The following is a 26264-nucleotide window of genomic DNA, read 5'->3' as shown; positions in this document are numbered from 1 at the left end:
GACGATCGGCCGGGTGGCCCCGACCGTGGCGCGCCGCTCCGGCGCCGCCTTGCCCGAAATGATCAAGGATGCCGCGCTCTTTGCCCTGGTGACCCTGGGCCTCGCCATCCCGGTGGTGGCCTACCGCACGGATCTCGGCCAGGGCACCGGCCTCGAACTCACCGGCCGCTGGGGCCTCGTCGCCGGCCTGTGCGCGGCGGTGTTCGTCCTGCGGCTCGCCCAGCGCCTCGTGCTCGGCGAGGTCTCGCGCCGCCGCGATATCCGGACCCTGGCGGAGGCGGAGTCGACGGCCCCCGCCCGCGTCGCACGTCCCGGCCGGATCATCGGGCCCCTCACCCTCGTGGTCGCCCTCACCCTGCCGCTGCTCGCCGCCCTCGGGTCGGGCGGCCTGTCGGAGGGGCGCTACTGGATCGATCTCGGCATCCTCATCCTCACCTACGTGATGCTCGGCTGGGGCCTCAACATCGTGGTGGGCCTCGCCGGCCTCCTCGACCTCGGCTACGTCGCCTTCTACGCCGTCGGTGCCTATTCCTATGCCCTGCTCTCGACGGTGTTCGGCCTGTCGTTCTGGGTCTGCCTGCCGCTGGCCGGACTGTTCGCGGCGGGTTTCGGCGTGCTGCTGGGCTTTCCCGTCCTGCGCCTGCGCGGCGATTACCTCGCCATCGTCACCCTGGCCTTCGGGGAGATCATCCGCCTCGTGCTCATCAACTGGGTCGACTTCTCGGGCGGGTCCGCCGGCCTGTCGTCGATCCCGCGGGCGAGCTTCTTCGGGATTCCGTTCACGGCCGGGGAGGGCGGGTTCGCCAACGTCTTCGGCCTCGCCTTCAACCCGATGCACCGGGTGGTCTTCCTCTATTACCTCATCCTCGTGCTCGCGCTCGTCACCAACCTCGTCACCCTGCGGATGCGCCGGCTGCCGCTCGGCCGCGCCTGGGAGGCGCTCCGCGAGGACGAGATCGCCTGCCGGTCGCTCGGCATCGACACCACCATCACCAAGCTCTCGGCCTTCGCGCTCGGCGCCATGTTCGCCGGGTTCGCCGGCTCGTTCTTCGCCGTGCGGCAGGGGTTCGTCTCGCCGGAAAGCTTCAACTTCCTCGAGAGCGCCATCATCCTCGCCATCGTCGTGCTCGGCGGCATGGGCAGCCAGCTCGGGGTGGCCGTCGCCGCCATCGCCATGGTGGGGGCGCCCGAATTGCTGCGCAACCTCGGCTTCCTCAAGGCGGTGTTCGGCGAGGGCTTCGACCCCAACGAGTACCGCCTGCTGCTGTTCGGCCTCGCCATGGTGGCGATGATGGTCTGGCGTCCGCGCGGCCTCATCTCCGAGCGCACGCCCTCCGTGCGCCTGGGAGCTCGCGCCCGATGAGCGACGCCACCGGTCTCACCCGCCTCGCCACCCTGAAGGACGAGCCCCCGGCCGCCGTTCCCGGGGGCCCGGCCGATCCGATCCTCGTGGTCGATCACCTCACCATGCGCTTCGGCGGCCTTACCGCCGTCGGCGACGTCTCGTTCAAGGTCGGGCGCGGCGACATCACGGCGCTGATCGGCCCCAACGGCGCCGGCAAGACCACGGTCTTCAACTGCATCACCGGCTTCTACAAGCCGACCGAGGGCATGATCCGCCTGCGGCAGGCGGGCGGCGAGACCTACCTGCTGGAACGCCTGCCCGGCCACGACGTCAACCGCTTGGCCCGCGTCGCCCGCACCTTCCAGAACATCCGCCTGTTCCCGCAGATGACCGTGCTGGAGAACCTGCTGGTCGCCATGCACAAGCCCCTGATGAAGGCCTCCGCTTTCAGCCTGGCGGGCATCCTCGGCCTGCCGAGCTACCGCAGGGCGCAAGAGGAAGCGATCGCGAAGGCCGCTGCCTGGATCGAACGCATCGGCCTCACCCGCCGGGCCGACGAGCCGGCCGGCGACCTGCCCTACGGCGATCAGCGCCGCCTCGAGATCGCCCGGGCCATGTGCACGGACCCGGTCCTGCTCTGCCTCGACGAGCCGGCCGCCGGCCTGAACCCGCGGGAATCGGCGGACCTCAACACTCTGCTGCGCCTCATCCGCGACGAGTTCGGCACTTCGGTACTCCTCATCGAGCACGACATGTCGGTGGTGATGCAGATCTCCGACCGGATCGTGGTGCTCGATTACGGCATCAAGATCGCCGACGGCACGCCCGACGCGATACGCAACGACACGCGGGTCATCGCCGCCTATCTCGGCGTCGACGACGAGGAAGTCGCCGCCGTCGAGGCGGAAGTCGGCCTTGCAGGAACCCATGCATGAGCGTCGCCGGCATCAACGTCCTCGTGGACGAGACCCGCGCCCAGGCGGCGGAAGCGAAGGCGCCGCTGCTCAGCGTGCGCGGCGTGTCGGCCTATTACGGCAGCATCCGCGCCCTGAAAGGCGTCGACATCGACGTGAACGAGGGTGAGATCGTCGCCCTCATCGGCGCCAACGGGGCCGGCAAATCCACCCTGATGATGACGATCTTCGGCCAGCCCCAGGCGCGCGAGGGCACCATCACCTTCGCGGGTCAGGACATCACGAAGCTGCCGACCCACGAGATCGCGCGCCTCAACCTCGCCCAGTCGCCGGAGGGCCGGCGCATCTTCTCGCGCATGACGGTCCGCGAGAACCTGCAGATGGGCGCGGCCGTCAACGGCGGAAAGCATTTCGCGGAAGATCTCGAGCGAATGTGCACCCTGTTCCCGCGGCTGAAGGAGCGCATCGACCAGCGCGGCGGCACCATGTCGGGCGGCGAGCAGCAGATGCTCGCCATCGCCCGCGCCCTCATGAGCCGGCCGCGCCTGCTCATGCTCGACGAGCCGTCGCTCGGCCTCGCCCCCCTGGTGGTCAAGCAGATCTTCTCCACCGTGCGCGAACTGAACCGCACGGAGGGTCTGACCGTGTTCATCGTCGAACAGAACGCCTACCATGCGCTCAAGCTGGCGCATCGCGGCTACGTCATGGTCACGGGCACCGTCACCATGAGCGGGACGGGCCAAGCGCTCCTCGACGATCCTCAGGTGAAGGCCGCCTACCTCGAAGGGGGACAGCATTGATGCCGGAGACCTTCGCGCTGACCGGCGCGACATTGGGCATCTTCCTCCTCGTCACCGTGGCGATGGGGGGCTCGGCCGCCTGGATGACCGGGAGTGGCATGGCACGCGGCTGGCGCCCGTTCTGGCACTGCGCCCTCGCGCTCCTGTTGATCGCGGCCGTGACGCGGTTCCTGCATTACGCCCTGTTCGAGGGGACGCTCCTGTCCGCGCCGGCCTACGCCGTCGATGCCGTGTTCGCGCTCGCCGTCGGGGCCTTCGCCTATCGCTTCACCCGCGCGGGTCAGATGACCCGGCAATACGCCTGGCTCTACGAGCGCACCGGCCCGTTGAGCTGGCGCGACCGGCCGGCCGCGCCGTGACCTGAATTCCACGCGATCGTGCCGTCACGGGATGCCGGGCGGTACGACGCTTCGAGAGGGGAAACCAGCATGAAGTCAGTGTTGTCAGTGGGCGTCGCTCTGGGCCTGATGGTCGCGGCGACGGCGGCGCATGCGGAGATCAAGATCGGCGTGGTCGTCCCCGTCACCGGGCCGAACGCCGCCTTCGGCGCGCAGATCAAGACCGGGGCGCAACAGGCCATCGCCGACATCAACAAGGCCGGCGGCGTCAACGGCGAGAAGCTCGTGATGACGGTGGGCGACGACGCCTCCGATCCGAAGCAGGGCGTGTCGGTGGCCAACAAGTTCGCCTCCGAGGGCGTGAAGGCCGTGGTCGGCGCGTTCAATTCCGGCGTCTCGATCCCGGTCTCGGACGTGCTCGCCGAATCCGGCATCATCGAGATCAGCCCGGCCTCGACGGCGATCAAGTACACCGAGCGTGGCAATTGGAACACGTTCCGCACCTGCGGCCGCGACGACCAGCAGGGCGCGGTGGCGGGCGCCTACCTCGCGGACAAGTTCAAGGGCAAGAAGATCGCGTTCGTGCACGACAAGACGCCCTACGGCCGGGGCCTCGCCGACGAGACCCTGAAGGCGTTGAAGGCCAAGGGCGGCACCAACGTGATCTTCGAGGGCATCAACCCCGGCGAGAAGGACTTCTCGTCCCTCGTGTCGAAGCTCAAGCAGGCGGGCATCGACGTGATCTATTTCGGCGGCCTCTACACCGAGGCCGGCCTGCTGATCCGCCAGATGCGCGACCAGGGCCTCGCCGCCCCGCTCATGGGGGGCGACGGCATCGCAGACCGCGAGTTCGCGCAGGTCGGCGGCCCCGGCTCCGACGGCACCCTGATGACGTTCTCGCCCGACGCTCGCAAGAACCCGAAATCCAAGGCGACCGTGGACGCCTTCAAGGCGATCAACTTCGATCCCGAGGGCTACACCCTCTACTCCTACGCCGCCGTCCAGATCCTGAAGCAGGCCATGGAGATCGCGAAATCCTCCGACGGCCAGAAGGTCGCGGCCGTCCTGCACCAGGGCAAGCCGTTCGACACGGTGATCGGCGACATCGCCTACGACAAGAAGGGCGACATCACCCGGCCGGACTACGTCATGTACGTCTGGAAGAAGGGCGCCGACGGTTCCATCAACTACGCCGGTAACGAAGTGGCCCAGTAAGGTCCCGCGGCGCCGGCCCCCCGGGCCGGCGCCGGCATCGAGGAACAGATCATGGGAACGCCGAGGGACCTCAAGGTCCAGATGGCGGCCGAGACCCGGGCGCGCGAACGGGCACAGGCCCTGGCCAAGCTGGAGACGACCCGGGCCGACAGGGCGGAGGCCGCCCTGGCCGAAGCTCTGGCCGAGCGCGACGCCTGGCGTGCCCGGGCCTTGGCCGCACGGACGTCCGACGACGCCCGAATCACCGACGTGCGATCGTCGGCCGAACAGCCCCCGTCCGACTGAAGACCGCATCCGCCGGGATCGACCTTCCGGGAGACGATCACGCCCGACCGACCGCGAATCACCTGGGAGCGCGGTCGCAGAACCCGCGCCGTGCATGGCCGGGGCGGGTGAAAACGCCTGTCTCAGCGTGAGAAAATGCACCGAAGGGCCGTTTATCGATTTCTTGAACGCTCCGGTGTCTGGCGACCGGCGCTCCCGCATGGCATAGTGCGCGGATGAGCGAGACAACCATCAACACCCATCCCTACACCCTCGAGATCGTGCCGCCGAAGGCGGAAGGTGCTCCTTACCAATGGGCCATTCGCAAGAACGGCAAGCTGGTGCAGCGGTCCGACCGCAGCCTGCCCACCGAGGCCAAGGCCTACGGCAACGGCATGGAGCAGATCGAGAAGCTCCTTTCGGGAGCCGGCGACCGGTAGGTCCAACCGACCGACATCGCCACCCACATCCTTCGACGCCGCGGACCCCAGGGTCTGCGGCGTTTTTCATGAGATCATCGATGGATTGGCATGATGGGTGGCAGGACACAGCCGCACGCAGCCCGGCTCCGCGTCACGGCGGAACCCCGGAGGGGCCATTTCGGGCGGCCCGGCCGGGCAGGCGAGCATGGGGATGGCGGGGTGTGTCAGTCTCGGCACTCGGCGCCCCCAGGCACTTGGCCCGAGACACCCGGCATGGACGAAGGATTGGCTCCCCGAGCAGGACTCGAACCTGCGACAAAGCGATTAACAGTCGCTTGCTCTACCAACTGAGCTATCGGGGATCACCGCCACGGCTCCGCGCGAACCCGATGGGATGCGCAAGAGAGCGGCATGACCACCTGGATCGCGCCAAGGATTGCGCCGACCCAGGATGAAACGAAGGTCCGAAGGACCATGATCCTAACCTTGCACCACGAAGGCACAGCGCAAGATCGAGAGAAGAATTTGGCTCCCCGAGCAGGACTCGAACCTGCGACAAAGCGATTAACAGTCGCTTGCTCTACCAACTGAGCTATCGGGGACCGCGATCGGGTCTCTACACAGGGCCGCCGCCGGACGCAAGGCCCCGGGGACCGGCGTTTGACAAATCCGTCGCATTTCCCGAGCGCCACCCGCCTCGGCCGGACCGGATCGCGAGCGCCGGCTTGGAAGGGCCGGATTCACCACATCGGCCCGCCCGCGCGACTTCCCATAGGTGGGCCGGGGCAACATGGGTGGGCCGGGGCAACATGGGTGGACCGGGGAAACATGGATTGGCCGGCGAAACACCGTTGCCGATCGGCCCACCCCTCTGCTAGAGACCGCTCACCCCGGACGGACCGCCCGGCCGGGGGCGCCGCCCCGCTCGTTCGGGGCAGAGCGGGAAGGCCTCGTGGCGGAGTGGTTACGCAGAGGACTGCAAATCCTTGCACCCCGGTTCGATTCCGGGCGAGGCCTCCAAATCCTTCCCATTTCCCATCCCTTTCCGTCGCTGTCCCCGATATTCTCGCACGGGGACCGGCGAACGCGCGCCGGCGTGCCGGAACCTTGCGTTTTCAACGCCCATCCCCGACAACCCGCGGGCTTCGCGCGTCACCGAACGGCCTCCCACGAGAGGGGGTCCGGACCGGACGCCGGAACCGCCGTCGAAGGAAGAGACCGCATTCATGCTCGATTACGCGCAGGCGCGACGCCTCATGGTCGATTGTCAGTTGCGGACCTTCGACGTGAACAGCGTCCCCGTCCTCGACGCGTTCGAGGACGTGGCGCGCGAGCGGTTCGTCCCGCCCGGACGCGAGGACTTCGCCTATATCGACCAGACCCTGACCCTCGACGGCGGCGGTGGCGATGTTCGCGCGATGCCGGCCCCGATGCTGCTCGCCCGGATGATTCAGGCCCTGGACCTCAAGGCAGGCGCCAAGGCGCTCGATGTCGGCACTGGCTACGGCTACGCGGCCGCAATCCTGCACCACCTCGGTGCCGAGGTGGTCGCCCTCGAATCCTCCGCCACCCTGGCGGCCGGTGCGCGTGAGCGCCTCGGCGGTCTCGCGGGCACCGAGCTCGTCGAAGCCCCGCTGGAGGCCGGTGCTCCGGCGAGCGGGCCGTATGACGGGATCCTCGTCAACGGTCGCGTCGAGGTGCGGCCGCAGGCGCTCCTGGAACAGCTGAAGGAGGGCGGACGCCTCGTCTGCGTCATCGGGCAACCGCGCGCCGCCAAGGCGACGCTGTTCGTCCGGACCGGCGACGCCTATGGCGCCCGCCCGCTCTTCGACGCGACGCTTCCGGTGCTCGGTCCCTTCGCGGCCGCGAACGACTTCGCCTTCTAGGACGCGTCGCGCCGCCTTCCTTCCGGGGCGACCACGCCCCGTCGACGACCGGCCGGTGTCGCTTTTTTGTGGCACTGCCGTCCATTCAACACCCGGCCAGTCCCCACCCCGATGCCCGCGACGCCAAGTTCGGCTAGACTTGCCCATGGGCGGGCAACCCGGATTGCGCGAATGCGCGGCGCCGCAGGATAGCGGCCGACCGGTTCATCGTGAAACCGCAAGGGCTGATGAACGTGAGAGAACGGAAACCAGCGATGCGCCATGGGCTTCGATGCGCTGGCATCGTCGCAGTGACGCTGGCGGTAGGGCATCCGGCCAAGGCCGAGACGCTGGAGAGCGCGCTGTCGCGCGCCTATGCGGCGAACCCGACCCTGAACTCGAACCGCGCCGCCTTGCGTGGCGTCGACGAGAACGTGGCCCAGGCGAAATCCGGCTATCGCCCGACGGTGAGCGGATCGGCCGATATCGGTCTCGCTCGGACCGAGGGACGGGTCCAGACACTGGACATCAACAACGTGACACGGCCGGGCGGCGCATCCCTGACCGTCAACCAGACGCTGTTCAACGGATTTCAGACGGACAACCAGACCCGCCGGGCGGAATCGAACGTGCTCAGCACGCGCGAAACCCTGCGCGCCGTCGAGATGAACACCCTGTTCAGCGCGGCGCAGGCCTACATGTTCGTGCTCAGCGACACGGCGAACCTCGAACTTCGCCGCAACAACGTCGAGGTCCTGGAAGAGCAGCTGCGCCAGACCCGCGACCGCTTCAACGTCGGCGAGGTCACCCGCACCGACGTCGCCCAGGCCGAGGCGCGCCTCGCCGGCGCCCGCTCCGAAGTCAGCGGCGCCGAGGCGACCCTGCGCGCCAGCATCGGCACCTACCGCCGCTTCATCGGTGTCGAGCCGCGCCAGCTCGCCCCCGGCCGCCCCCTCGACCGCTACGTCCCGGCCAATCTCGACGCCGCCGTGACGATCGGCCTGAAAGAGCACCCCCAGATCCTGGCATCGATGCATGCGGTCGACGTGGCCGAGGCCAGCGTCAAGGTGCTCGAAGGCCAGCTCTACCCCACGGCGGGCCTGTCCGGCACGGTCCAGCAGCGCTTCGACAGCCAGTTCCCCGGCGACCGCAGCCTCAACGCCCAGATCGTCGGCCGCATCTCCGTGCCGCTCTACGAGGGTGGCCTGACCTATTCGCAGATCCGCCAGGCCAAGGAGCTCGTGGGCCAGCGCCGGATCGAGGTCGAGGACGTCCGCGACCAGATCCGCTCGGCCATCGTCACCTCCTGGGGCCGGCTCGAAGCCTCCAAGGCCCAGGTCATCGCCTCGCAGGCGCAGGTGCAGGCCAACGAGGTCGCCCTCAATGGCGTACGCGAGGAAGCCCGCGTCGGTCAGCGCACAACTCTCGACGTGCTGAACGCCCAGCAGGAACTACTCAACTCTCGTGTCAACCTCATCCTGGCGCAGCGCGACCGGGTGGTGAACTCCTACGGCGTGGTCCAGACCATCGGCCGCCTCACCGTGCGCTTCACCGCCCTCCCTGTGGCGGCCTACAGCCCCAAGGAGCATTTCGACCAGGTCAAGGATCTATGGTTCGGCGTCCGAACCCCCGATGGGCGCTGATCGGGCGTCCAGTCTTAGGGGATCCGGCGCTGCACCGACGCAGTCCGATTTAACCTAGATTGGTTAACCGACCGTTGCTCGGGCCGTCGCGTGGGTCTCCCGCGGGGGCGTGCGCTTCGGAAGGGGCGCCGCCGGGCGATCCCGGGGGTCGCCCTCCGGCCACACGGGCCAGGGGAATCGCGGCGGCGGACTTTATCCCGTACCCCGTTCCGCCGGGCGCTTGTGTCGGGATGGGAGCGTGAAATAGTGGCGGATAGCGTGAACCGTTATCCTTGAGAGCCGAGCGTCGTCCGGATGAGTGCAGCCAGCCCCAAGGTGCCGGACAAGGCGCAGGAACCCTCGATGGAGGAGATCCTCGCCTCCATCCGCCGGATCATCGCCGACGACCAGAACGCCAAGGCCGAGGTGGTGGAGCCCGTGCGCGCCGCTCCGCCGCTCCCTGAGAACGACGACATCCTTGACCTCGCCGAGGTGGCGCAGCCCGTCCGCAAGGCCCCGGCGCCCGCGACCTTCGAGGAGCCCGATATCGGGCTCACCAACGAAACCCTCGATTTCGACGCGATCTCGTTCGACGACGATCTCGAGCCGGAGCCCGAACCGGTTCGCATGGCCGCCCCGGAGCCGCCGCGTCCGGTGCCGCAGCCGGCCTACGAAGCGCCCCGCACGGAGTATCGCGAGCCGCAGCCGGCGTATCGCGAGCCCGAGGCGGCCGAGCGCCTGACCTCGTCGGTGACCGATGCCAGCGTCGGCCAGGCGTTCCACATGCTGGCCAATACGGTACTGTCCAACAATCCCCGCACCCTGGAAGACCTCGTGCAGGACATGCTCCGGCCGATGCTGAAGGGCTGGCTCGACGAGAACCTGCCGCCCCTGGTCGAGCGCCTCGTGCGGGCCGAGATCGAGCGCGTCGCACGCGGGCGTTGAGGGATCGCGGGCGGGGAATATCCGCCCTCGTGTTGACGCGGCGGGCCTGACGGGTTGAAAGCGGGCCAACCCGCATAGACCCGCAATGCTCGAACTGGCCCGACCCCGCCCATGATGGACAAGACCTTCGACCCCGCCGCCGTCGAGGCGCGCGTCAGTGCCGCCTGGGAGGCGGGCGACGCGTTCAAGGCCGGACGGCCCGACCGGGCGGACGCCCGGCCCTTCACCATCGTGATCCCGCCGCCGAACGTCACCGGCAGCCTTCACATGGGCCACGCCCTCAACAACACCCTGCAGGACATCCTGGCCCGGTTCGAGCGCATGCGCGGCCGCGACGTCCTGTGGCAGCCCGGCACCGACCACGCCGGCATCGCCACCCAGATGGTGGTGGAGCGCCGCTTGGCCGAAGCTAAGGAGCCGGGCCGGCGCGAGATCGGCCGCGCCGCCTTCGTCGAGAAGGTCTGGGCCTGGAAGGCGGAATCCGGCGGAGCCATCGTCAATCAGCTGAAGCGGCTCGGCGCCTCCTGCGACTGGTCGCGCGAGCGCTTCACCATGGGGCTGAACGGCGCCCCCGACGACCAGATGGTCCGGGCGGTCACCAAGACCTTCGTGGATCTCCACGCCCAGGGCCTGATCTACCGCGACAAGCGCCTCGTGAACTGGGACCCGAAGTTCCAGACGGCGATCTCGGACCTCGAAGTGCTTCAGGTCGAGGTGAAGGGCCATCTCTGGCACTTCGACTACCCCCTGGTGGATGCGGACGGCGCCGAGACCGGCGAGGTCATCACGGTGGCGACCACCCGCCCCGAGACCATGCTGGGCGACACGGCGGTGGCGGTCCACCCGGAGGACGAGCGCTACACCCACCTCGTCGGCCGGCACGTGCGCCTGCCCCTGGTCGGGCGCCTCATCCCCATTGTCGCCGACACCTATTCCGACCCGGAGAAGGGCACGGGCGCGGTCAAGATCACCCCGGCCCACGACTTCAACGATTTCGAGGTCGGCCGCCGCGCCGGCTGCACGCCCATCAACATCCTCGACGCGGAAGCCCGGATCAGCCTCGAGGGCAACGCCGCCTTCCTGGCCGGCGCGACTCCAGAGCCCGAGGCCCTCGCCCTGCACGGTCTCGACCGGTTCGCGGCGCGCAAGCAGGTCGTCGCCCTCATGGAGGCGCGCGAGCGGCTGCGCCTCGTCGAGTCCAACACCCACGCCGTGCCCCATGGCGACCGCTCCAACGTGGTCATCGAGCCCTACCTCACGGACCAGTGGTACGTGAACGTGAAGCCGCTCGCCGAACGCGCCCTCCAGGCCGTGCGCGACGGCCAGACCCGGTTCGTGCCCGACAACTACGAGAAGACGTTCTTCCAGTGGCTGGAGAACATCGAGCCGTGGTGCATCTCGCGCCAGCTGTGGTGGGGGCACCAGATTCCGGTCTGGTACGACGAGGAGGGCGGATTCTTCGTCGCCGCGAGCGAGGCCGAGGCGCAAGCTCAGGCCGATGCGAAGCACGGCCGGCCGGTCGCCTTGACCCGCGACGAGGACGTCCTCGACACGTGGTTCTCCTCGGCCCTGTGGCCGTTCTCGACGCTCGGCTGGCCCGACGCCACGCCCGAACTCGCGCGCCACTACCCCACCGACACCCTGGTGACGGGCAAGGACATCATCTTCTTCTGGGTCGCCCGGATGATGATGCTGGGCTTGCACGTCACCGACCGGGTGCCGTTCTCCACGGTCTACCTCCACACCCTGGTCCGCGACGCTGCCGGCGCCAAGATGTCGAAGTCGAAGGGCAACGTCGTCGATCCCCTCGGTCTCATCGAGCTCTACGGCGCCGATGCCCTGCGCTTCACCCTCGCGGCCATGGCGGCGCAGGGGCGCGACATCAAGCTCGCGGTGAACCGCGTCGAGGGCTATCGCAACTTCGCGACCAAACTCTGGAACGCCTCGCGCTTCGCCGAGATCAACGGCTGCACCCTGCGCGCCGATTACCGCCCCGAGACCGCCACCGATCCCCTGAACCGCTGGGCGCTCGGCGAGGCGGCCCGGGCCGTGGCCGAGGTCACGACGGCGCTGGACGCCTACCGCTTCAACGACGCGGCGGCGGCGGCCTACCGCTTCGTGTGGAACATCTTCTGCGATTGGTACGTGGAGTTGGCGAAGCCCGTGTTGCAGGGCGAGAACGTCGATGCGGGCGTGCGGGCGGAGACGCAAGGAACCGTCGCCTTCCTCATCGACCAGATCGCCAAGCTGCTTCACCCGTTCATGCCGTTCCTCACGGAGGAATTGTGGGGGATCAAGGGTGAGGACGTCCCGGGCCGGGGGCTCCTCGCCCTGGCATCCTGGCCCGATCTCGCCGCCCTGAACGACGCCGCGTCCGAGGCCGAGGTCGGCTGGCTCGTGGACCTCGTCTCCGAGATCCGTTCGGCCCGCTCGGAGACCGGCGTGCCGGCGGGCGCGCAGATCCCCCTCGTGGTGATCGGCGCCGACGACGCCCTGAAGGCCCGCGCCACCCGCTGGAGCGACACCCTCCTGCGCCTCGCCCGCCTGTCCGAGATCGGTTTCGCGGATGCGGCCCCGCGCAATGCGGTGCAGCTCCTCGTGCGCGGCTCCGTGGCGGCCCTGCCGCTGGAGGGCATCGTCGATCTCGGGGCCGAGGTCGCGCGGCTCACGAAGGAAGCCGCCAAGGCCGCGACGGAGATCGAGAAGATCGACGCCAAGCTCGCCAACGCCGATTTCATGGCCCGCGCGCCCGACGAGATCGTGGACGAGCAGCACGAGCGCCGCGCCGCCCAGGCCTCCCGCCTGGAGAAGATCACCGAAGCCCTCACCCGGCTCACCGACCAGACCCCGTGACCCGACGCAGGCTGGCTTTCGGGTTCGCCGGCCTGCTCATGCTCCTCGGGCTCGCGGTGGTTCTCACGGCGAGCCCCGGCGACCCGGTGCTTTATCCCGCGACGGGAAGCGACGCCCGGACCCTCTATCTCGTCAATCACGGCTGGCATTCCGGCCTCGTGATCCCACGCGAGGCCCTGACGGGGGAGGGCGCCGGCCCGGCCCTGAACGCCATCGCCCTGCGATTCCAGGCCTATCCGGACCTCGAATTCGGTTGGGGCGAGGCCCGCTTCTACCGCACGACGCCGACGCTCGCCGAGTTCGACGCCCGCCTCGCCCTGGAGGCCCTGTTCACCCCCGGCGGTCGCGCCGGCGTGGTGCAGGTGGTCGGCCTTGAGCGGACCGCGCGGGCGAGCTTTCCGCTCTCCGACCTCGTGGCCGTGCGGGTCTCCGGCGCCGGATTGGCGCGGCTCCTCGCGCGCCTCGACGCGAGTTTTCGCCTCGTCGACGGGCATCCCGTCGCCGGCGGCCCGGGGCTCTACGGGCCGAGCCTGTTCTACGAGGGGGAGGGGCGCTTCTCCTACGCCAATGTCTGCAACCATTGGGCCGCCCGGCTCCTCAATGCGGCGGGCGTGCCGGTGACGCTCCTGCTCGACACCCACCCGCAGGGGCTTCTCCTCGACCTGCGCTGGCGCGCCGGACTGAGGCCCGAGCCGAACCTGTCCAAACCGTAATGTCGCCGCCACGGCGGGGTCACCCGGCCGGCCCTACACCCTGGATCACGGCCCGCCGCTCCCCACGGGGAATGTGTGGCGGCGCCCCCCGATCCGGAGATCTCTGATGCCCGTCCAGCCGAACCGCCTGCGCCGCAACGCCCTCGCCTCCGTCGCCGTGGCCGCCCTCGTGGCGACGGGCGCCGTCGGCGTCGTCACCCAGCCCGTGACCCCGGTCCAGGCCCAGGCCCTTTCGAAGAACCCCATCGAGACGCCGGACCACCCGCCGGGCTCCTTCGCCACCGTCGTCGACAAGGTGAAGCCCGGCGTCGTCGCCGTGAAGGTGAAGCTCGACGACAGCGCGACCTCGGACGACGAGGACGGCCCGGGCAACCAGGGCCAGCAGAACGTGCCGCCGCAGCTGCGCGAGTTCTTCAAGCGCTTCGGCCAGGGCGGTCCCGGCGGGCAGGGTGGGCAGGGTGGCCCCGGCTTCGGCGGCCAGGGTCCCAAGCGCCAGGGTCAGCGCGGCGCCATGGGCTCGGGCTTCATCATCTCGGCCGACGGCTACGTGGTCACCAACAACCACGTGGTCGACAAGGCCAAGAGCGTGCAGGTGACCCTCGACGACAACCGCACCCTCGACGCCAAGGTGATCGGCAAGGACCCGAAGACCGATCTGGCGCTCCTCAAGATCACCGAGGGCGGCCCCTTCCCGTACGTCTCGCTCAGCAAGTCGGCGCCGCGCGTCGGTGACTGGGTTGTGGCCATCGGCAATCCGTTCGGCCTCGGCGGGACCGTGACCGCCGGCATCGTGTCGGCCCGCGGCCGCGACATCGGCGCCGGGCCGTACGACGACTTCCTGCAGATCGACGCCCCCATCAACAAAGGCAATTCGGGCGGCCCGACCTTCAACGTCGGTGGCGAAGTGGTGGGCGTGAACACCGCCATCGCGTCGCCCTCCGGCGGCAGCGTCGGCCTTGCCTTCGCGATTCCCGCCGAGACCGTGCAGGCGGTGGTCGATCAGCTCCGGGCCGACGGCAAGGTGGCGCGTGGCTACCTCGGCGTGCAGGTCCAGCCGGTGACGAAGGACATCGCCGACGGCCTCGGCCTCGACAAGGCCAAGGGCGCGCTGGTCGACCATGCCGAGGCCGGAACCCCCGCCGCGAAGGCGGGGCTCAAGTCCGGCGACGTCATCGAATCGGTCAACGGCACCCCGGTCAACGACGCCAAGGAACTGTCCCGCCGCATCGCCGGCTTGAAGCCCGGCGCCAAGGTCGAACTCGCCTACCTCCGAGGCGGCAAGTCCGACACCGCCACGGTGGAACTTGGGGCGCTTCCGAACGACCCGAAATCGGCCACGGGCGGCGTTCGCGGTGGATCGTCGTCGGACGGTCAGCCCCGCCTCGGTCTCAGCCTCGCCCCGGCCTCCGAGGTCGGCGCCGGCGACGAGGGCGTGGCGGTGATGGAGGTCGATCCCGAAGGCCCGGCCGCGGCCAAGGGCATTGAGCAGGGCGACATCATCCTCGATGTCGCCGGTGCCAGCGTCTCCCGGCCCTCCGAGGTCGCCGAGCGCATCCGCTCCGCCGAATCGAGCGGCCGCAAGGCGGTCCTCATGCGGGTGAAGAGTTCCAAGGGCACCACCCGCTTCGTCGCCGTCGCCCTCAACAAGGCCGGCTGATCCGCTCCGGGCGGCCGACCGGCCGCCCCTCCCTCACGCCTCCCTCCTCGACTCGAAGCCGGCCCCGCGTGGCCGGCTTCCTTTTGTCCGGAGCGCAGGGCAGGGCGTCGAGGAACGCGTTCCCGCCAGGGTGACGCGCGCCCCGCGAGCGGTCATGGTGCATCCCGTTTGATTGCAGCACCCCAACCATCCGGAACCGACCCATGACCACCATCGCCGATCGGAATCCTGCCGATCTCGCGGACCTGCACGCCCGCGCCCGCGACGCCTACGCGGCGTTCAAGGCCCGGGGACTGAAGCTCGACATGACCCGGGGCAAGCCCTCGCCCGAGCAGCTCGACCTCGCCGCCGGCATGCTCGGCCTCGCCGGCAACGGCGACTACGTCACGCAAGCCGGCGAGGATGCGCGCAATTACGGCGGCCAACAGGGCATCGCCGAGGTCCGTGCCCTGTTCACCCACCTCCTCGACGCACCGGCCGATGGGATCGTGGTCGGCGACAATTCGAGCCTCGCGATGATGCACGACAGCATCGCCTGGGCCCTGCTCACGGGCGTGCCCGGGTCCGTGAAGCCCTGGTCGAAGGAGAGCGACATAGCCTTCCTGTGTCCGGTGCCGGGCTACGACCGGCACTTCGCCCTGTGCGAGGCCTACGGCATCCGCATGATCCCCGTGCCGATGACGGGCCACGGCCCCGACATGGACGTGGTCGAGGCCGCCGTCGCCGACCCCGCCGTGCGTGGCATGTGGTGCGTGCCGAAATACTCCAATCCCTCGGGCGAGACCTATTCCGACGAGACCGTCCGGCGCCTCGCCGCCATGAAGACCGCCGCCCCCGATTTCCGCCTGTTCTGGGACAACGCCTACGCGGTCCACCACCTGACCCCCGAGCGCGTGGCCGTCGCCGACATCCTCAGCCTGTGCGCCGAGGCCGGGAACCCGGACCGCGCCTTCGTCTTCGCCTCGACCTCGAAGATCACCCTGGCCGGCGCCGGCCTCGCCTTCTTCGCGGGCTCGCCCGAGAACGTGCGCTGGTACCTCGCCCGCGCGTCGAAGCGCACCATCGGGCCGGACAAGCTCAACCAGCTCCGCCACGTCCGCTTCCTGCGCGACGCGGCCGGTCTCGACGCCCACATGGACGCGCACCGCGCCCTGCTGGCGCCGAAATTCGCCGCCGTGGAGGAAGCCCTGTCCCGCCACCTCGCCGGCACGGGCGCGGCCCGGTGGACGAAGCCGGAGGGCGGCTACTTCATCACCGTCGAGGCGCGCGACGGCACCGCCACCGAGGTGGTGCGTCTGGCCAAGGAAGCCGGCCTCGCCCTGACCCCGGCCGGCGCGACCTCGCCCTACGGCCGCGATCCGCACGACAGCGTCCTGCGCCTCGCGCCCTCCTATCCGAGCCTGAAGGACGTCACCGCCGCCGCCGAAGGCATCGCCGTGTGCATCCTTCTTGCATCGGTCGAGGCGGAGCGCCGGGTGCGCGAACGCGACGCCGCGTAGGCTGCCCGACGCGATCTGGAAACCGACGCGCCCCGGGGCGCGTCGGAGACAGGGAGGCGGCGATGGGCGGGATCGCGACACGGACCCTCGGCCTCGCCATCACCTTGTGGGCGGCGGCCGGCGCGGCCCAGGCCCGGACCTCGTGGGCGTCCGGCACCGCCGTCTATGCCGATCTGTGCCTGACGGTGGATCACGAGCCCGTCGGCCACCGGGTGACCCTGCGCCGCTCGCCGATGGGGGATACGCTGATCTACGAGGCCGCCCTGACGGGCCCCGTCCAGGCGGGGACCGTCCGGGTCGACGCCGCCTCCAAGGCCCTGGCCTTCACGGTGGATTCGGACGGGCACACGCTTCGCTTCACGGGGACGCTCACGGTGGAGGCCCTCACGGGCGTGCTGGAGGATGATACCGGCGCGCGCCCGGTCCGCCTGTCACGCATCCTACGCGCGCACCCCGACGCCGCCTGCCCGGACGAACGGACGGGGTCGCTCGAGGTGGGGCGTTAAGCGTTCGTTTCCCCGCCGTAGACTGTCAGGCAGCTCTCATCGTACAGATGGTCCATGATTGTATGGGATGAGCCGAAGCGCTTGGCGAATCTCGTCAAACACGATCTGGACTTCGCGGATTTCGAGGCCGGTTTTAATTTCGCGACCGCCTTGGAAGTTCCGGCCAAATCCAGCCAGACCGGTCGCCCGCGGAGTAAGCTGATCGGATCGTTCAACGGCCGCATCGTCGTCGCTGCGATCGTATCCCCACTCGGCACGGAGGCCTTGACCCTCATCAGTCTTCGGCCCGCGAGTGCATTGGAAAGGATGTTGTATGGCCGCCACTAAGATCGCGTCCGATTACGTCCCCAATCCGGGCTATTCCCAGGCCGATTGGAACGCGGTCACCGACAACCCAGAATGGACCGCGGACGATTTCCGAACTGCACGTCCGTTCGCCGAGGCGTTCCCGACCCTGGGCGAAAAGCTCCGCCAATCACGTGGTTCCGAGAAGGAGCGCGTCAAGGTTCCGGTGACGATCCGGCTCGATGCCGCCATCATCGACGCGTTCAAGGCGACGGGCGAGGGCTGGCAGACTCGGATGAACGACGTTCTGCGGGACGCCGCCGCCAAACTTGGTCCCGTGGAGACGAAGGGGTGAGCACCTCGCGCAAGCCAACTCGCGCGGTCCATGCCCTTTGGATGACGAGCGGTCTGCTCGTTGCCCTCGCCGGTGGCACGGCCCACGGCGCGGACGCCTGCGACGCCCTCACGGCCAAGGTCATCCGCGCCACGGGCGCGTCCCTCGCCGGGCGCGCCGGGTCCGGCGCGGTGTTCCGAGCGGCCGATGCCGAGCGGATGAGCCTCGCCTGTCGGACGCCGCGCCGGATGGTGTTCGGATCCCAGGCGCGCGAACCCGAACGGCCTTTCTTCGTGCTCGTCGGACGCGCGGCCGAGGCGCTCGCGGGGGCGAAGGCCGAGGCCGTCGAGGTCCTGGCCCTGACGCTCCACCAGGATTCGCTGCTGACGGGCCTGCCGCGCGAGGGCATCGTCGGCAAGGCGGCCTTGCGCTGCGAGACCGGGCCGCGCGACGACACCCTGTCCGGCAGCCTCACGGTCTGCATCGTGACGCCGGCCGCCCCCCTGCGCCGCCGGGCCGGCCTTTTCGCGGAGCGCCGGCCGGGCTAGACCGCTCCCATGTTCGAGATTGCCCCCAATACCGCCGGTTCCGTCGTCCAGGCCGGCCGCGTCGCCTTCGCCAACCACCTGCCCTTCGCCCTCATCGCCGGCCCCTGCCAACTCGAGAGCCGCGACCACGCCGTGGAGATCGCCGATGCCCTCAAGGGCATGACGGACACGCTCGGCATCGGCCTCGTGTTCAAGGCCTCGTTCGACAAGGCCAACCGCACCTCCGGCGGCACTGCCCGGGGCCTCGGCCTCGCGGGCGCACTGCCGATCTTCGCCGAGATCAAGGAGCGGTTCGGCCTGCCGGTCCTCACGGATGTGCACGAGGCCGGGCAGTGCGCCGTCGCGGCGCAGGTGATCGACGTGCTCCAGATCCCGGCCTTCCTGTGCCGGCAGACCGACCTGCTCCTCGCCGCCGCCGCGACGGGCCGGGTGGTCAACGTGAAGAAGGGCCAGTTCCTCGCCCCCTGGGACATGGCACACGTCGCCGCCAAGGTGACGGGTGCCGGCAACCCCAACGTCCTGGTGACCGAGCGCGGCGCCTCCTTCGGCTACAACACCCTCGTGTCCGACATGCGCAGCCTGCCGATCATGGCGCGCGTCACCCACGGCGCCCCCGTGGTGTTCGATGCCACCCATTCGGTGCAGCAGCCGGGCGGGCAGGGCGCCACCTCAGGCGGTCAGCGGGAATTCGTATCGGTGCTTGCCCGGGCGGCCGTGGCCGTCGGTGTCGCCGGCCTCTTCATCGAGACGCATCCCGACCCCGATCACGCCCCGTCGGACGGTCCCAACATGGTGGCGTTGAAGGACATGCCCGCACTCCTGGCCGAATTGCAGGCATTCGACCGCCTCGCCAAGGCGATCGACAAATCCCCGCGCGGGTGAATCCCAATCTTCGGGCTTTCGCCGCGAATGGCCGATCGGGGAACCCTCCCGCTTTGAGACCGTTGCTCTTCTCAAGAGATGCAACGTTTCGAGGAACCTTCATGCGTAAGCTTGCGATGATCACGGCCGTCACCCTGTCCCTCGGCGCCATGGCGGCAACGACGGCGGCCGAGGCACGCCCGGGCGGTCATGGCTACGGCTACGGTCGGGGCGGCTACAATCACGGTGGGTACGGCCATCGCGGTCACGCCTATCGGGGGGGCGGTCGCCGGGGCATCGGTACGGGTGCGGCTGTCGGCCTGGGGATCGCCGGACTCGCGGCGGGTGCCATCGCGGCCGGTGCAGCCCGCGATTCCTACTATCGCGGCGGCTACGACCGTCCGGCCTACGGCTACGGTGCCCCCGCCTACGGTTACGGCTACTGAGGCACCTTTCACGGGTGCGAACGATGGGGCGGTTGGCGCGAGCCGGCCGCCTTTCGCATGCACGGCGAGGGCAGACCACGCAACAGGGGGACGGCCCCGTTCGACCATCGGCGACGATTGCCAAACACACGCCTAGATTGCATGAGGTGACCGCGCGAACGGGCGCGGAGACGATTTCGAATGCCGATCCTCATCGCTCTGGCAGGGGCCCTCGTGACCGGCCTGATCTACTGGGTCAGGTACGGGAACGGCATGCAACACATCGATCACGCCGTACGGGACTGGCGGACCGCCCGGCGCCGACGGGCGAGCGAGCGCCAGATCCGTTCGGCGCCGCTGCGATCCCTGCTTAATCCCGCCGATGCGGCCGGCGTGTTGATGGCGCTGGTGGCCCGACAGCGCGGCGTCCGGACGCCCGAGCAGGAGAGCGAGATCCTGACCCAAATGCGCGACGTGACCGACCCGAGCGACGATCTGGCAACCCGTATGGTGGTGATCCGCCATGCGGCCGATCAGGCGGCACCCGATCCCGATCTGGCGATCCGGTCCCTCGCGCCGCTCCTGCGCGACCGGCTGACCCAGGGCGAGCGGGATGACCTGTGCCGGATGCTGACGGCGGTGGCCACGGTCCATCAGGGCCCGACGGAGTCGCAGAGCAGGTTCGTCGAGCAGGTTCGGCGCGCGATCTACGAAGACCGCTAGGATCGCCGAGGGGCGTGCAGGCCCGGTGCGCCTCAGCGTGCCCGGTAGGGCGGCACACCCTGTTCGGGCAGCCAGACCGACTTCAGCGGCTCACCGCTCTGCCAGAACACGTCGATGGGAATGCCGCCGCGTGGATACCAGTAGCCGCCGATGCGCAGGTAGCGCGGGGCCAGCAGTTCCATCAGGGTCAAGCCGATGCCGACGGTGCAATCCTCGTGGAAGGCCCCGTGGTTGCGGAACGCCGTGAGGTACAGCTTGAGCGACTTCGATTCGACCAGCCACTGATCCGGCACGTAGTCGATCACCAGGATGGCGAAATCCGGCTGGCCCGTGACGGGGCAGAGCGACGTGAATTCCGGAACCGTGAAGCGGGCGAGGTAATCCGTACCCGGATGCGGATTCGGCACCCGATCGAGACGGGCCTCCTCGGGGGAGCCGGGAAGGGGCGTGGCCTGCCCCAATTGGAGCGTTTCGGGGTTCAGGGGCGCGTGCGTCATGCCCCTCGCTATAACGTGCGATGCAGGGGCGCGCATCTGCCGGTTCGTCGCTGTCGCGTGGAGCACAGGGCGACGACAAGATTTTCTTGAGGGGCGGGCGAACATTCTTGGGAGCCTTCCCACCCTCCGCAGGGGCCGGACGCTTGCCCGATGCGTGACGTTGGCGGATAAGCCTCGACTGAATCGCGATCTCGACCCGATGCCCCGGTCGGCAGGGATTGAGGACCGGGCCTCGTGTCGGGCTCGCCCCAGGGATCGCAACGACGCAAGAAGGCTCCTGCATGACCGCGATCACCAACATCGCCGCCCGCGAGATCCTCGACAGCCGGGGCAACCCGACCATCGAGGTCGACGTCCTCCTCGAGGACGGCTCCTTCGGCCGGGCGGCCGTGCCCTCGGGTGCCTCCACGGGCGCCCACGAGGCCGTGGAGCTGCGTGACGGCGACAAGGGTCGGTTCGGCGGCAAGGGCGTGCGCAAGGCGGTCAATGCCGTGCAGTCCGACATCCTCGACGCCATCGGGGGCATGGACGCCGAGGACCAGATCGCCATCGACGAGGCGATGATCGAACTCGACGGCACGCCGAACAAGGCGCGGCTGGGTGCCAACGCCATCCTGGGCGTCTCCCTCGCCGTCGCCAAGGCGGCGGCCGAAACCGCCGGCCTGCCGCTCTACCGCTACATCGGCGGAACGCAGGGCCGGGTGTTGCCGGTGCCGATGATGAACATCATCAACGGCGGCGCGCACGCCGACAATCCCATCGATTTCCAGGAATTCATGATCATGCCGGTGGGCGCGTCCTCGCTCGCCGAGGCCGTGCGCATGGGCGCCGAGGTGTTCCACACCCTGAAGGGCGCCCTGAAGAAGGCCGGCCACAACACCAACGTCGGCGACGAGGGCGGCTTCGCCCCCAACCTGCCCTCCGCCGAGGCCGCCCTCGACTTCGTGATGCAGTCGATCCAGGCCGCCGGCTTCAAGCCCGGCACCGACATGGTGCTGGCCCTCGACTGCGCCGCCACCGAGTTCTTCAAGGACGGCGCCTACCGCTACGAGGGCGAGGGCCAGACCCGGGACATCGAGGCGCAGGTGAGCTACCTCGCCAAGCTCGTCGACAGCTACCCGATTCTGTCCATCGAGGACGGCATGTCTGAGGACGACTGGGCGGGCTGGAAGCTGCTGACCGAGCGCGTCGGCGACCGCTGCCAGCTCGTCGGCGACGACCTGTTCGTCACCAACGTGACCCGCCTGTCGCGCGGCATCGTCGAGGGGACGGCGAACTCGATCCTGGTGAAGGTGAACCAGATCGGCACGCTCACCGAGACCTTGGCCGCCGTCGATATGGCCCAGCGCGCCGGCTACACCGCGGTGATGTCCCACCGCTCCGGCGAGACCGAGGATTCGACCATCGCGGACCTCGCCGTCGCGACGAATTGCGGGCAGATCAAGACCGGTTCGTTGGCCCGCTCCGACCGGTTGGCGAAGTACAACCAGCTCATCCGCATCGAGGAGGGCCTCGGCTCGCAGGCCCGCTATGCCGGCCGCGAGGCCCTGAAGATCCGCTCCGCGCACTGAGCCCTACGTTCATCGAACACCCGGCGGCCGCGGCATCTGTCGCGGCCGCTTTTTCGTGCGTGCCGCCCTATCTCACGGGGATGGACACGACCTCCGACGCCCCGCTCACCGTCTATTACGACGGCGCCTGCCCCCTCTGTGCGGCCGAGATCCGAACCTATCGCCGGTGCCGGGGTGCCGATGCCCTCGCCTGGGTGGATGTGAGCCGGGACGGTCCGGCCGATCTCGGCGGCCTCAGCCGCGCCGACGCCCGAGCCCGCTTCCATGTGCGCGACCGCGACGGACGCCTCGCCTCGGGGGCCGCGGGCTTCTTCACCCTGTGGGCGCATCTGCCCGGATGGCATCGCCTCGCCTGGATACGCCACGTCCCGGGCGTGCCGTGGCTTGCCGAGGTCGCCTACCGCCTGTTCCTCCCCCTGCGGCCCCGGATCGCCCGCATCCTCGGGGGCCGGACACCCTGCGACGGGGCGTGCGGACCGCGCTCCCCGTGAGCTCGGGGGAGATCGCCGGGACAGCCCCGGGGCAAGCGAAAGAGGTAGCTGACCGGGCGGCGTCTTGATATGCGGGCGCCGAGATCGGCCCGGATCGTAGCTCGGGCGAACGAGGCGAGGGCGGCATGCACACCGACGCGGTCCAGGCACGATTGACCAACCTGTTTCGCGAGGTGTTCGGCGATCCCGACCTGGTCATCCATCCCGAAACCACCGCGAACGACATCGAGGGCTGGGATTCGGGACGCATGATCGAGCTCATCGTCGCGGCGGAGGCGGAATTCGGCATCCGCTTCACCACGCGCGAGGTCGACGGCATGGCGCGGGTGGCGGATTTCATCGCCATCATCGCGGCGAAGACGGCGGACCGGCCCTGAGCCTCCCCCTCGCCTGGCTCCCCGAACCGAAGGATTGGGCGGGCGCGACCGCGCGTGCCCGATCCTGGGACGCGTTCGTCGCCCTGGCCAACACACGCCTCGACCCGATGCGGACGAACGGCCTCGACCGGATGCTGCGCAAGGCGTTTCCGGCGGGACCGCCCGGCGATCTGGCGACGCGTCCGCTGCGCCTCGCCGTGCTGTCCTCGTCCACGGTCTCGCACCTCCTGCCGGCGATCCGCATCGGCGGCCTGCGCCGGGGCCTGTGGGTCGAGACCTACGAGGCGCCCTTCGGTGCCTACGCGCAGGACCTCGCCGATCCCGCCTCCGGCCTGCACGCGTTCGGACCGGACGCGATCCTGTTCGCCCTCGATACCCCGCACCTCACCGGCGGTCTGAACCCCGCGGCCGGCCCGGAGGAGGCGCAGGCGGCCCAGGCGCACGCCCTTCGCCGCCTGCGCGAGACCTGGCGCCGCGCGCGAGACGGCTTCCGCTGCCCGGTGATCCAGCAGACGCTTCTTCCCGTGGCGCTGCCCCTCATGGGCTCCAACGAGCATCGCCTGCCCGGCTCGCGCCGCCACGCCGTGACGCGCCTCAACGCCGGCATCCGCGCGGCGGCGGAGTCCGACGGCGTCGACATCCTCGCCCTCGACGAGGCGGCGGCCCAGGACGGACTCGCCGCCTGGCACGATCCGGTCTGGTGGCTGCGCGCCAAGCAGGCGATCGCACCGTCCGCGGCCCCCCTCTACGGCGACCACGTCGCCCGGCTGCTCGCAGCGGGGCAGGGCCTCTCGAAAAAGTGCCTCGTGCTCGACCTCGACAACACCCTGTGGGGCGGCGTGGTGGGCGACGACGGCACCGCCGGTCTCGTCCTTGGGCAGGGCAGCGCGGAGGGCGAGGCCTATCTCGGCCTCCAGGCGTATGCGCGCGATCTCGCCGCGCGCGGGGTGATCCTTGCCGTCGTCTCGAAGAACGACGCGGCCAACGCCCTCGACGTGTTCGAGAATCATCCCGAGATGCTGCTGCGCCGGGGCGACATCGCCGCCTTCCTGGCGAACTGGGACGACAAGGCCACGAACCTGCGCCGGGTCGCCGAGACCCTCGGCATCGGCCTCGACGCCCTCGTCTTCGTCGACGACAATCCGTTCGAGCGCGAATGGGTGCGGGCGGAGCTGCCCATGGTGGCCGTGCCCGAACTGCCCGAGGACCCCGCCCTCTACGCCGGCCGCCTCGCCGAAGCGGGCTATTTCGAAGCCCTCCGCGTCACCGACGAGGACCGGGCGCGGGGGGCCCATTACGCCGCCAACGCCGCGCGGGTGGCGACCGTCTCGGAAGGGGGCGACCTCGCCGCCTACCTCGCCGGCCTCGACATGCGCCTGGTCTGGCGGCGGTTCGACCCCGTCGGCTTGCCGCGCATCGCCCAGTTGATCAACAAGACCAACCAGTTCAACCTCACCACCCGGCGCACCACAGAGGACGAGATCCGTGCCCTGATCGCCGATCCGCACGCCCTCGGCCTGCAGTTCCGGCTCGTCGACCGCCTCGGCGACAACGGCATGATCGGCGTGGTGGTGGCGCGGGAGACCGAGCCGGAAACCCATGCCATCGAGACCTGGCTGATGAGCTGCCGGGTCCTCGGCCGAGGGGTGGAGGCGGCGGTTCTGAGGGTTCTGGCCGAGGTCGTCGCTGAGGCGGGCGGCCGCCACCTCGTCGGCCGCTACCGGCCAAGCCCGAAGAACGGCATGGTGCGCGGCCATTACCCCGGGCTCGGGTTCACGCCCCTCGCCGCGGAGGCCGACGGCAGCGAGACCTTCCGCCTGGCGCTCGCCGATTACAGGCCGGGGCCGAGCCCCATCGTCATCGCCCACGGCTGAGGCGCCGGGCCGGGGAGGGGGGCCGCTTCGAGTCGCCGCCCGGCCGACCACAGGCGGTCGCCCACCGGCCCGACGACGACGAGCCCCATCATCAGATCGCGATAGCTGTCGGGCATGCGTGCCGCGACCCAGACCCGCTGCCAGCATTCCCGCAAGTCGAGGTCGGCATCGCGCCAGCCGAGGCGAAAATGCCCGATGGCCGCCCCGACCCGGTCACCGCGAAAGCTCGCCGGAACCCAGACCCACGCGGAAAAGACGTGGACCGCGTTCGGATCGAGGCGGTCCGTGCGTTGGCGCGCACCGAACACGCAGACGCCGTCCGTGGGCGTTCCGAGCACATGCGCAACGGCCCGGCCCGACGCACCGGCCAGGAGATTCGGCAGGACCGGAGCGGGAGCCGCGAGGCCCCCCGCCCGAACGAGGCCGTCTGCATCGGTCATGAGATCGACCCAGGATTCGAGGTCGATCTCGTAGGCGGTCTCGTACGGTGCGAAGCGCCGGACATGTCCGGCCAGCCAGCCATCGCGCGCCTCCGCCCGTCCTGACGGGTCCCCCGGCTGCGCCGCACGCACGTTGAGAAGAGGCGCGGGTCCGTGGCGCCGGATCGCCCGGGCCAGGGCATCGGCCTGCCCATCGGTATCGCCCTTGCGCACCAGGATCTTCTCGCCGCCCGCGAGATCCTCCAAGAGACGGCGCTTGAGATAGGCGACCTTGCCGATCTCGCGCCGATGGATCGTCTCAGGAGCGGTGGTTTCGATGAAATCGGACGTGTTGTAGGCGAACCCGTAGCGCCGGCTGCGGACATAGAGCCGCCCCGTAAAGCTCGCCAGGATCTCGAGATCGTCGGCCGCGCCATAGTGCCGGAAATCGGTCTCGAGGGCGTCGATCAGCGCGGCATGTTCGACGGACGAGAATCGAAACAGGCCCAGGGGCTCGACGCCGCAATAGCGTTGCACCAACCCGAACTCGCAATTGTCGCCGAGGCTCTCGAAGCACATCGCCAGAGCCCCGATGGCACGGCCGGCGGGAGGAGCGATGCGGCGCCAGGGGAGGGCGAACCTCATCGGGTTCGCCCCTGTCGGGCCTGCGCAGTGTCTCGGTGCGTCATGCCACGACGCATACCGCGCGCGCCGACCGCATCTCAAGTCGCTCGGAACGGCAGGATCCTGGGCCGAATGCGGACGGAGGGAGCGTCGGAACTGGCGTTCCAGATCGCGTCAGGGGGCCGTGTGAGGCGGGATGACGCTTTCGTCGCGAAAATTTCGTTTCCCCGTCATTTGGCCGTTGACGGTTGGGCTATGGGCCCGTAGAAGCCTGTTC

General features: G+C 69.6%; 27 protein-coding genes and 3 tRNA genes. 26 read left to right on the top strand and 4 right to left on the bottom strand.

The window, feature by feature from the left end; genetic code table 11:
* Window positions 1-58: 58 nt before the first annotated feature.
* From livM to ASF22_RS02935, 7 genes are all read left to right on the top strand, one after another.
* Entirely contained in the window at window positions 59-1363 is a 1305-nt protein-coding gene (livM, locus tag ASF22_RS02965; protein ID WP_056170908.1) for a high-affinity branched-chain amino acid ABC transporter permease LivM, read from the top strand.
* The gene (locus ASF22_RS02960; protein WP_082483482.1) at window positions 1360-2280 is read left to right on the top strand and encodes an ABC transporter ATP-binding protein; all 921 of its coding nucleotides are present in this window, start codon (window positions 1360-1362) and stop codon (window positions 2278-2280) included. Before livM ends, ASF22_RS02960 begins: the two co-directional genes overlap by 4 nt.
* A complete protein-coding gene (locus tag ASF22_RS02955; RefSeq protein ID WP_056170852.1) occupies window positions 2277-3059 on the top strand; it encodes an ABC transporter ATP-binding protein in 783 nt (260 codons plus the stop codon). Before ASF22_RS02960 ends, ASF22_RS02955 begins: the two co-directional genes overlap by 4 nt.
* Window positions 3059-3418 (top strand): DUF6867 family protein, encoded by a 360-nt coding sequence (locus ASF22_RS02950; protein ID WP_056261316.1) that lies wholly within the window; start codon window positions 3059-3061, stop codon window positions 3416-3418. The genes ASF22_RS02955 and ASF22_RS02950 overlap by 1 nt, the downstream gene beginning before the upstream one ends.
* Window positions 3419-3487: 69 nt before the next feature.
* A complete protein-coding gene (locus ASF22_RS02945) occupies window positions 3488-4612 on the top strand; it encodes a branched-chain amino acid ABC transporter substrate-binding protein (protein WP_156368972.1) in 1125 nt (374 codons plus the stop codon).
* A gap of 51 nt (window positions 4613-4663) precedes the next feature.
* On the top strand, window positions 4664-4897 hold the full coding sequence (locus ASF22_RS02940; protein WP_056170855.1) for a hypothetical protein: 234 nt from the start codon (window positions 4664-4666) through the stop codon (window positions 4895-4897).
* A 215-nt stretch (window positions 4898-5112) separates the two neighbouring features.
* Window positions 5113-5316 carry a hypothetical protein gene (locus ASF22_RS02935; RefSeq protein ID WP_056095218.1) on the top strand — a complete coding sequence of 68 codons (204 nt, stop codon included), beginning with the start codon at window positions 5113-5115 and terminating at the stop codon, window positions 5314-5316.
* Window positions 5317-5584: 268 nt separating this feature from the next.
* Here the strand turns inward: ASF22_RS02935 and ASF22_RS02930 are convergent.
* Window positions 5585-5660 (bottom strand) — tRNA-Asn (locus ASF22_RS02930).
* 164 nt (window positions 5661-5824) lie between these two features.
* A tRNA-Asn gene (locus ASF22_RS02925) sits at window positions 5825-5900 on the bottom strand.
* A gap of 344 nt (window positions 5901-6244) precedes the next feature.
* On the opposite strand from ASF22_RS02925, the gene ASF22_RS02920 reads away from it, so the two are divergent.
* The 15 genes from ASF22_RS02920 to ASF22_RS02850 all read left to right on the top strand — a co-directional run bounded on the left by ASF22_RS02920 (window position 6245) and on the right by ASF22_RS02850 (window position 20134).
* Window positions 6245-6318 (top strand) — tRNA-Cys (locus tag ASF22_RS02920).
* Window positions 6319-6524: 206 nt separating this feature from the next.
* Entirely contained in the window at window positions 6525-7184 is a 660-nt protein-coding gene (locus ASF22_RS02915; RefSeq protein WP_056170857.1) for a protein-L-isoaspartate O-methyltransferase, read from the top strand.
* A 227-nt stretch (window positions 7185-7411) separates the two neighbouring features.
* Window positions 7412-8806, top strand: a complete 1395-nt coding sequence (locus ASF22_RS02910) for a TolC family outer membrane protein (RefSeq protein WP_056170859.1) — start codon at window positions 7412-7414, stop codon at window positions 8804-8806.
* 294 nt (window positions 8807-9100) lie between these two features.
* Window positions 9101-9730 carry a DUF2497 domain-containing protein gene (locus ASF22_RS02905; protein WP_200927072.1) on the top strand — a complete coding sequence of 210 codons (630 nt, stop codon included), beginning with the start codon at window positions 9101-9103 and terminating at the stop codon, window positions 9728-9730.
* Window positions 9731-9841: 111 nt separating this feature from the next.
* A complete protein-coding gene (locus ASF22_RS02900) occupies window positions 9842-12583 on the top strand; it encodes a valine--tRNA ligase (RefSeq protein WP_056261312.1) in 2742 nt (913 codons plus the stop codon).
* Between the two features lie 38 nt (window positions 12584-12621).
* On the top strand, window positions 12622-13296 hold the full coding sequence (locus ASF22_RS02895; protein ID WP_056261604.1) for a DUF2459 domain-containing protein: 675 nt from the start codon (window positions 12622-12624) through the stop codon (window positions 13294-13296).
* A gap of 106 nt (window positions 13297-13402) precedes the next feature.
* Entirely contained in the window at window positions 13403-14953 is a 1551-nt protein-coding gene (locus tag ASF22_RS02890; protein ID WP_056261309.1) for a Do family serine endopeptidase, read from the top strand.
* Window positions 14954-15156: 203 nt separating this feature from the next.
* Window positions 15157-16452, top strand: a complete 1296-nt coding sequence (locus tag ASF22_RS02885; protein WP_056261305.1) for an aminotransferase class I/II-fold pyridoxal phosphate-dependent enzyme — start codon at window positions 15157-15159, stop codon at window positions 16450-16452.
* 62 nt (window positions 16453-16514) lie between these two features.
* Entirely contained in the window at window positions 16515-16958 is a 444-nt protein-coding gene (locus ASF22_RS02880; protein ID WP_056261302.1) for a hypothetical protein, read from the top strand.
* A gap of 54 nt (window positions 16959-17012) precedes the next feature.
* On the top strand, window positions 17013-17285 hold the full coding sequence (locus tag ASF22_RS02875) for a BrnT family toxin (protein ID WP_056261300.1): 273 nt from the start codon (window positions 17013-17015) through the stop codon (window positions 17283-17285).
* Window positions 17272-17598: a BrnA antitoxin family protein gene (locus ASF22_RS02870; RefSeq protein ID WP_056170876.1), complete on the top strand. Its 327-nt coding sequence runs from the start codon at window positions 17272-17274 to the stop codon at window positions 17596-17598. Before ASF22_RS02875 ends, ASF22_RS02870 begins: the two co-directional genes overlap by 14 nt.
* A 41-nt stretch (window positions 17599-17639) precedes the next feature.
* Complete coding sequence (locus ASF22_RS02865; protein ID WP_056261601.1) at window positions 17640-18125, top strand: hypothetical protein; 486 nt, start codon at window positions 17640-17642, stop codon at window positions 18123-18125.
* Between the two features lie 9 nt (window positions 18126-18134).
* Entirely contained in the window at window positions 18135-19007 is an 873-nt protein-coding gene (gene kdsA / locus ASF22_RS02860; protein WP_056261297.1) for a 3-deoxy-8-phosphooctulonate synthase, read from the top strand.
* Window positions 19008-19108: 101 nt separating this feature from the next.
* Window positions 19109-19432 carry a hypothetical protein gene (locus ASF22_RS02855; protein ID WP_056170882.1) on the top strand — a complete coding sequence of 108 codons (324 nt, stop codon included), beginning with the start codon at window positions 19109-19111 and terminating at the stop codon, window positions 19430-19432.
* A gap of 180 nt (window positions 19433-19612) precedes the next feature.
* Complete coding sequence (locus ASF22_RS02850; RefSeq protein ID WP_056261294.1) at window positions 19613-20134, top strand: hypothetical protein; 522 nt, start codon at window positions 19613-19615, stop codon at window positions 20132-20134.
* Window positions 20135-20166: 32 nt separating this feature from the next.
* Here ASF22_RS02850 and queF read toward each other — a convergent pair whose 3' ends face one another.
* Window positions 20167-20631 (bottom strand): preQ(1) synthase, encoded by a 465-nt coding sequence (gene queF / locus ASF22_RS02845; RefSeq protein WP_056261292.1) that lies wholly within the window; start codon window positions 20629-20631, stop codon window positions 20167-20169.
* Between the two features lie 281 nt (window positions 20632-20912).
* Between queF and eno the strand changes: the two genes are divergently transcribed.
* The 4 genes from eno (at window position 20913) to ASF22_RS02825 (ending at window position 24944) form a co-directional block, all read left to right on the top strand.
* Window positions 20913-22202, top strand: coding sequence for a phosphopyruvate hydratase (gene eno / locus ASF22_RS02840; protein WP_056261289.1), 1290 nt, complete (start codon window positions 20913-20915; stop codon window positions 22200-22202).
* A 59-nt stretch (window positions 22203-22261) separates the two neighbouring features.
* A complete protein-coding gene (locus ASF22_RS02835) occupies window positions 22262-22693 on the top strand; it encodes a DUF393 domain-containing protein (protein ID WP_348271118.1) in 432 nt (143 codons plus the stop codon).
* Between the two features lie 125 nt (window positions 22694-22818).
* Window positions 22819-23070, top strand: a complete 252-nt coding sequence (locus ASF22_RS02830; RefSeq protein ID WP_056261286.1) for a phosphopantetheine-binding protein — start codon at window positions 22819-22821, stop codon at window positions 23068-23070.
* Between the two features lie 107 nt (window positions 23071-23177).
* Entirely contained in the window at window positions 23178-24944 is a 1767-nt protein-coding gene (locus ASF22_RS02825; RefSeq protein WP_082483481.1) for an HAD-IIIC family phosphatase, read from the top strand.
* Here ASF22_RS02825 and ASF22_RS02820 read toward each other — a convergent pair.
* Window positions 24902-26008: a hypothetical protein gene (locus tag ASF22_RS02820; protein WP_056261284.1), complete on the bottom strand. Its 1107-nt coding sequence runs from the start codon at window positions 26006-26008 to the stop codon at window positions 24902-24904. The genes ASF22_RS02825 and ASF22_RS02820 overlap by 43 nt on opposite strands.
* Window positions 26009-26264: the final 256 nt, after the last annotated feature.

Source organism: Methylobacterium sp. Leaf87, assembly GCF_001422775.1.
Classification (GTDB): Bacteria; Pseudomonadota; Alphaproteobacteria; order Rhizobiales; family Beijerinckiaceae; genus Methylobacterium.
This window is presented reverse-complemented; position numbering and strand designations above follow the sequence as displayed.

What these genes read in the sequence shown, in the direction of transcription:
- ASF22_RS02900 (WP_056261312.1), top strand. Translation starts at nt 9,842, where the DNA reads ATGATGGACAAGACCTTCGACCCCGCCGCCGTCGAGGCGCGCGTCAGT.
- ASF22_RS02865 (WP_056261601.1), top strand. Translation starts at nt 17,640, where the DNA reads ATGACGAGCGGTCTGCTCGTTGCCCTCGCCGGTGGCACGGCCCACGGC.
- ASF22_RS02850 (WP_056261294.1), top strand. Translation starts at nt 19,613, where the DNA reads ATGCCGATCCTCATCGCTCTGGCAGGGGCCCTCGTGACCGGCCTGATC.
- eno (WP_056261289.1), top strand. Translation starts at nt 20,913, where the DNA reads ATGACCGCGATCACCAACATCGCCGCCCGCGAGATCCTCGACAGCCGG.
- ASF22_RS02940 (WP_056170855.1), top strand. Translation starts at nt 4,664, where the DNA reads ATGGGAACGCCGAGGGACCTCAAGGTCCAGATGGCGGCCGAGACCCGG.
- ASF22_RS02895 (WP_056261604.1), top strand. Translation starts at nt 12,622, where the DNA reads ATGCTCCTCGGGCTCGCGGTGGTTCTCACGGCGAGCCCCGGCGACCCG.
- ASF22_RS02820 (WP_056261284.1), bottom strand. Translation starts at nt 26,008, where the DNA reads ATGAGGTTCGCCCTCCCCTGGCGCCGCATCGCTCCTCCCGCCGGCCGT.
- ASF22_RS02915 (WP_056170857.1), top strand. Translation starts at nt 6,525, where the DNA reads ATGCTCGATTACGCGCAGGCGCGACGCCTCATGGTCGATTGTCAGTTG.
- ASF22_RS02875 (WP_056261300.1), top strand. Translation starts at nt 17,013, where the DNA reads ATGATTGTATGGGATGAGCCGAAGCGCTTGGCGAATCTCGTCAAACAC.
- kdsA (WP_056261297.1), top strand. Translation starts at nt 18,135, where the DNA reads ATGTTCGAGATTGCCCCCAATACCGCCGGTTCCGTCGTCCAGGCCGGC.
- ASF22_RS02960 (WP_082483482.1), top strand. Translation starts at nt 1,360, where the DNA reads ATGAGCGACGCCACCGGTCTCACCCGCCTCGCCACCCTGAAGGACGAG.
- livM (WP_056170908.1), top strand. Translation starts at nt 59, where the DNA reads ATGATCAAGGATGCCGCGCTCTTTGCCCTGGTGACCCTGGGCCTCGCC.
- ASF22_RS02880 (WP_056261302.1), top strand. Translation starts at nt 16,515, where the DNA reads ATGGGCGGGATCGCGACACGGACCCTCGGCCTCGCCATCACCTTGTGG.
- ASF22_RS02905 (WP_200927072.1), top strand. Translation starts at nt 9,101, where the DNA reads ATGAGTGCAGCCAGCCCCAAGGTGCCGGACAAGGCGCAGGAACCCTCG.
- ASF22_RS02910 (WP_056170859.1), top strand. Translation starts at nt 7,412, where the DNA reads ATGAACGTGAGAGAACGGAAACCAGCGATGCGCCATGGGCTTCGATGC.
- ASF22_RS02890 (WP_056261309.1), top strand. Translation starts at nt 13,403, where the DNA reads ATGCCCGTCCAGCCGAACCGCCTGCGCCGCAACGCCCTCGCCTCCGTC.
- ASF22_RS02855 (WP_056170882.1), top strand. Translation starts at nt 19,109, where the DNA reads ATGCGTAAGCTTGCGATGATCACGGCCGTCACCCTGTCCCTCGGCGCC.
- ASF22_RS02955 (WP_056170852.1), top strand. Translation starts at nt 2,277, where the DNA reads ATGAGCGTCGCCGGCATCAACGTCCTCGTGGACGAGACCCGCGCCCAG.
- ASF22_RS02885 (WP_056261305.1), top strand. Translation starts at nt 15,157, where the DNA reads ATGACCACCATCGCCGATCGGAATCCTGCCGATCTCGCGGACCTGCAC.
- ASF22_RS02935 (WP_056095218.1), top strand. Translation starts at nt 5,113, where the DNA reads ATGAGCGAGACAACCATCAACACCCATCCCTACACCCTCGAGATCGTG.
- ASF22_RS02870 (WP_056170876.1), top strand. Translation starts at nt 17,272, where the DNA reads ATGGCCGCCACTAAGATCGCGTCCGATTACGTCCCCAATCCGGGCTAT.
- ASF22_RS02945 (WP_156368972.1), top strand. Translation starts at nt 3,488, where the DNA reads ATGAAGTCAGTGTTGTCAGTGGGCGTCGCTCTGGGCCTGATGGTCGCG.
- ASF22_RS02825 (WP_082483481.1), top strand. Translation starts at nt 23,178, where the DNA reads ATGCGGACGAACGGCCTCGACCGGATGCTGCGCAAGGCGTTTCCGGCG.
- ASF22_RS02950 (WP_056261316.1), top strand. Translation starts at nt 3,059, where the DNA reads ATGCCGGAGACCTTCGCGCTGACCGGCGCGACATTGGGCATCTTCCTC.
- ASF22_RS02830 (WP_056261286.1), top strand. Translation starts at nt 22,819, where the DNA reads ATGCACACCGACGCGGTCCAGGCACGATTGACCAACCTGTTTCGCGAG.
- queF (WP_056261292.1), bottom strand. Translation starts at nt 20,631, where the DNA reads ATGACGCACGCGCCCCTGAACCCCGAAACGCTCCAATTGGGGCAGGCC.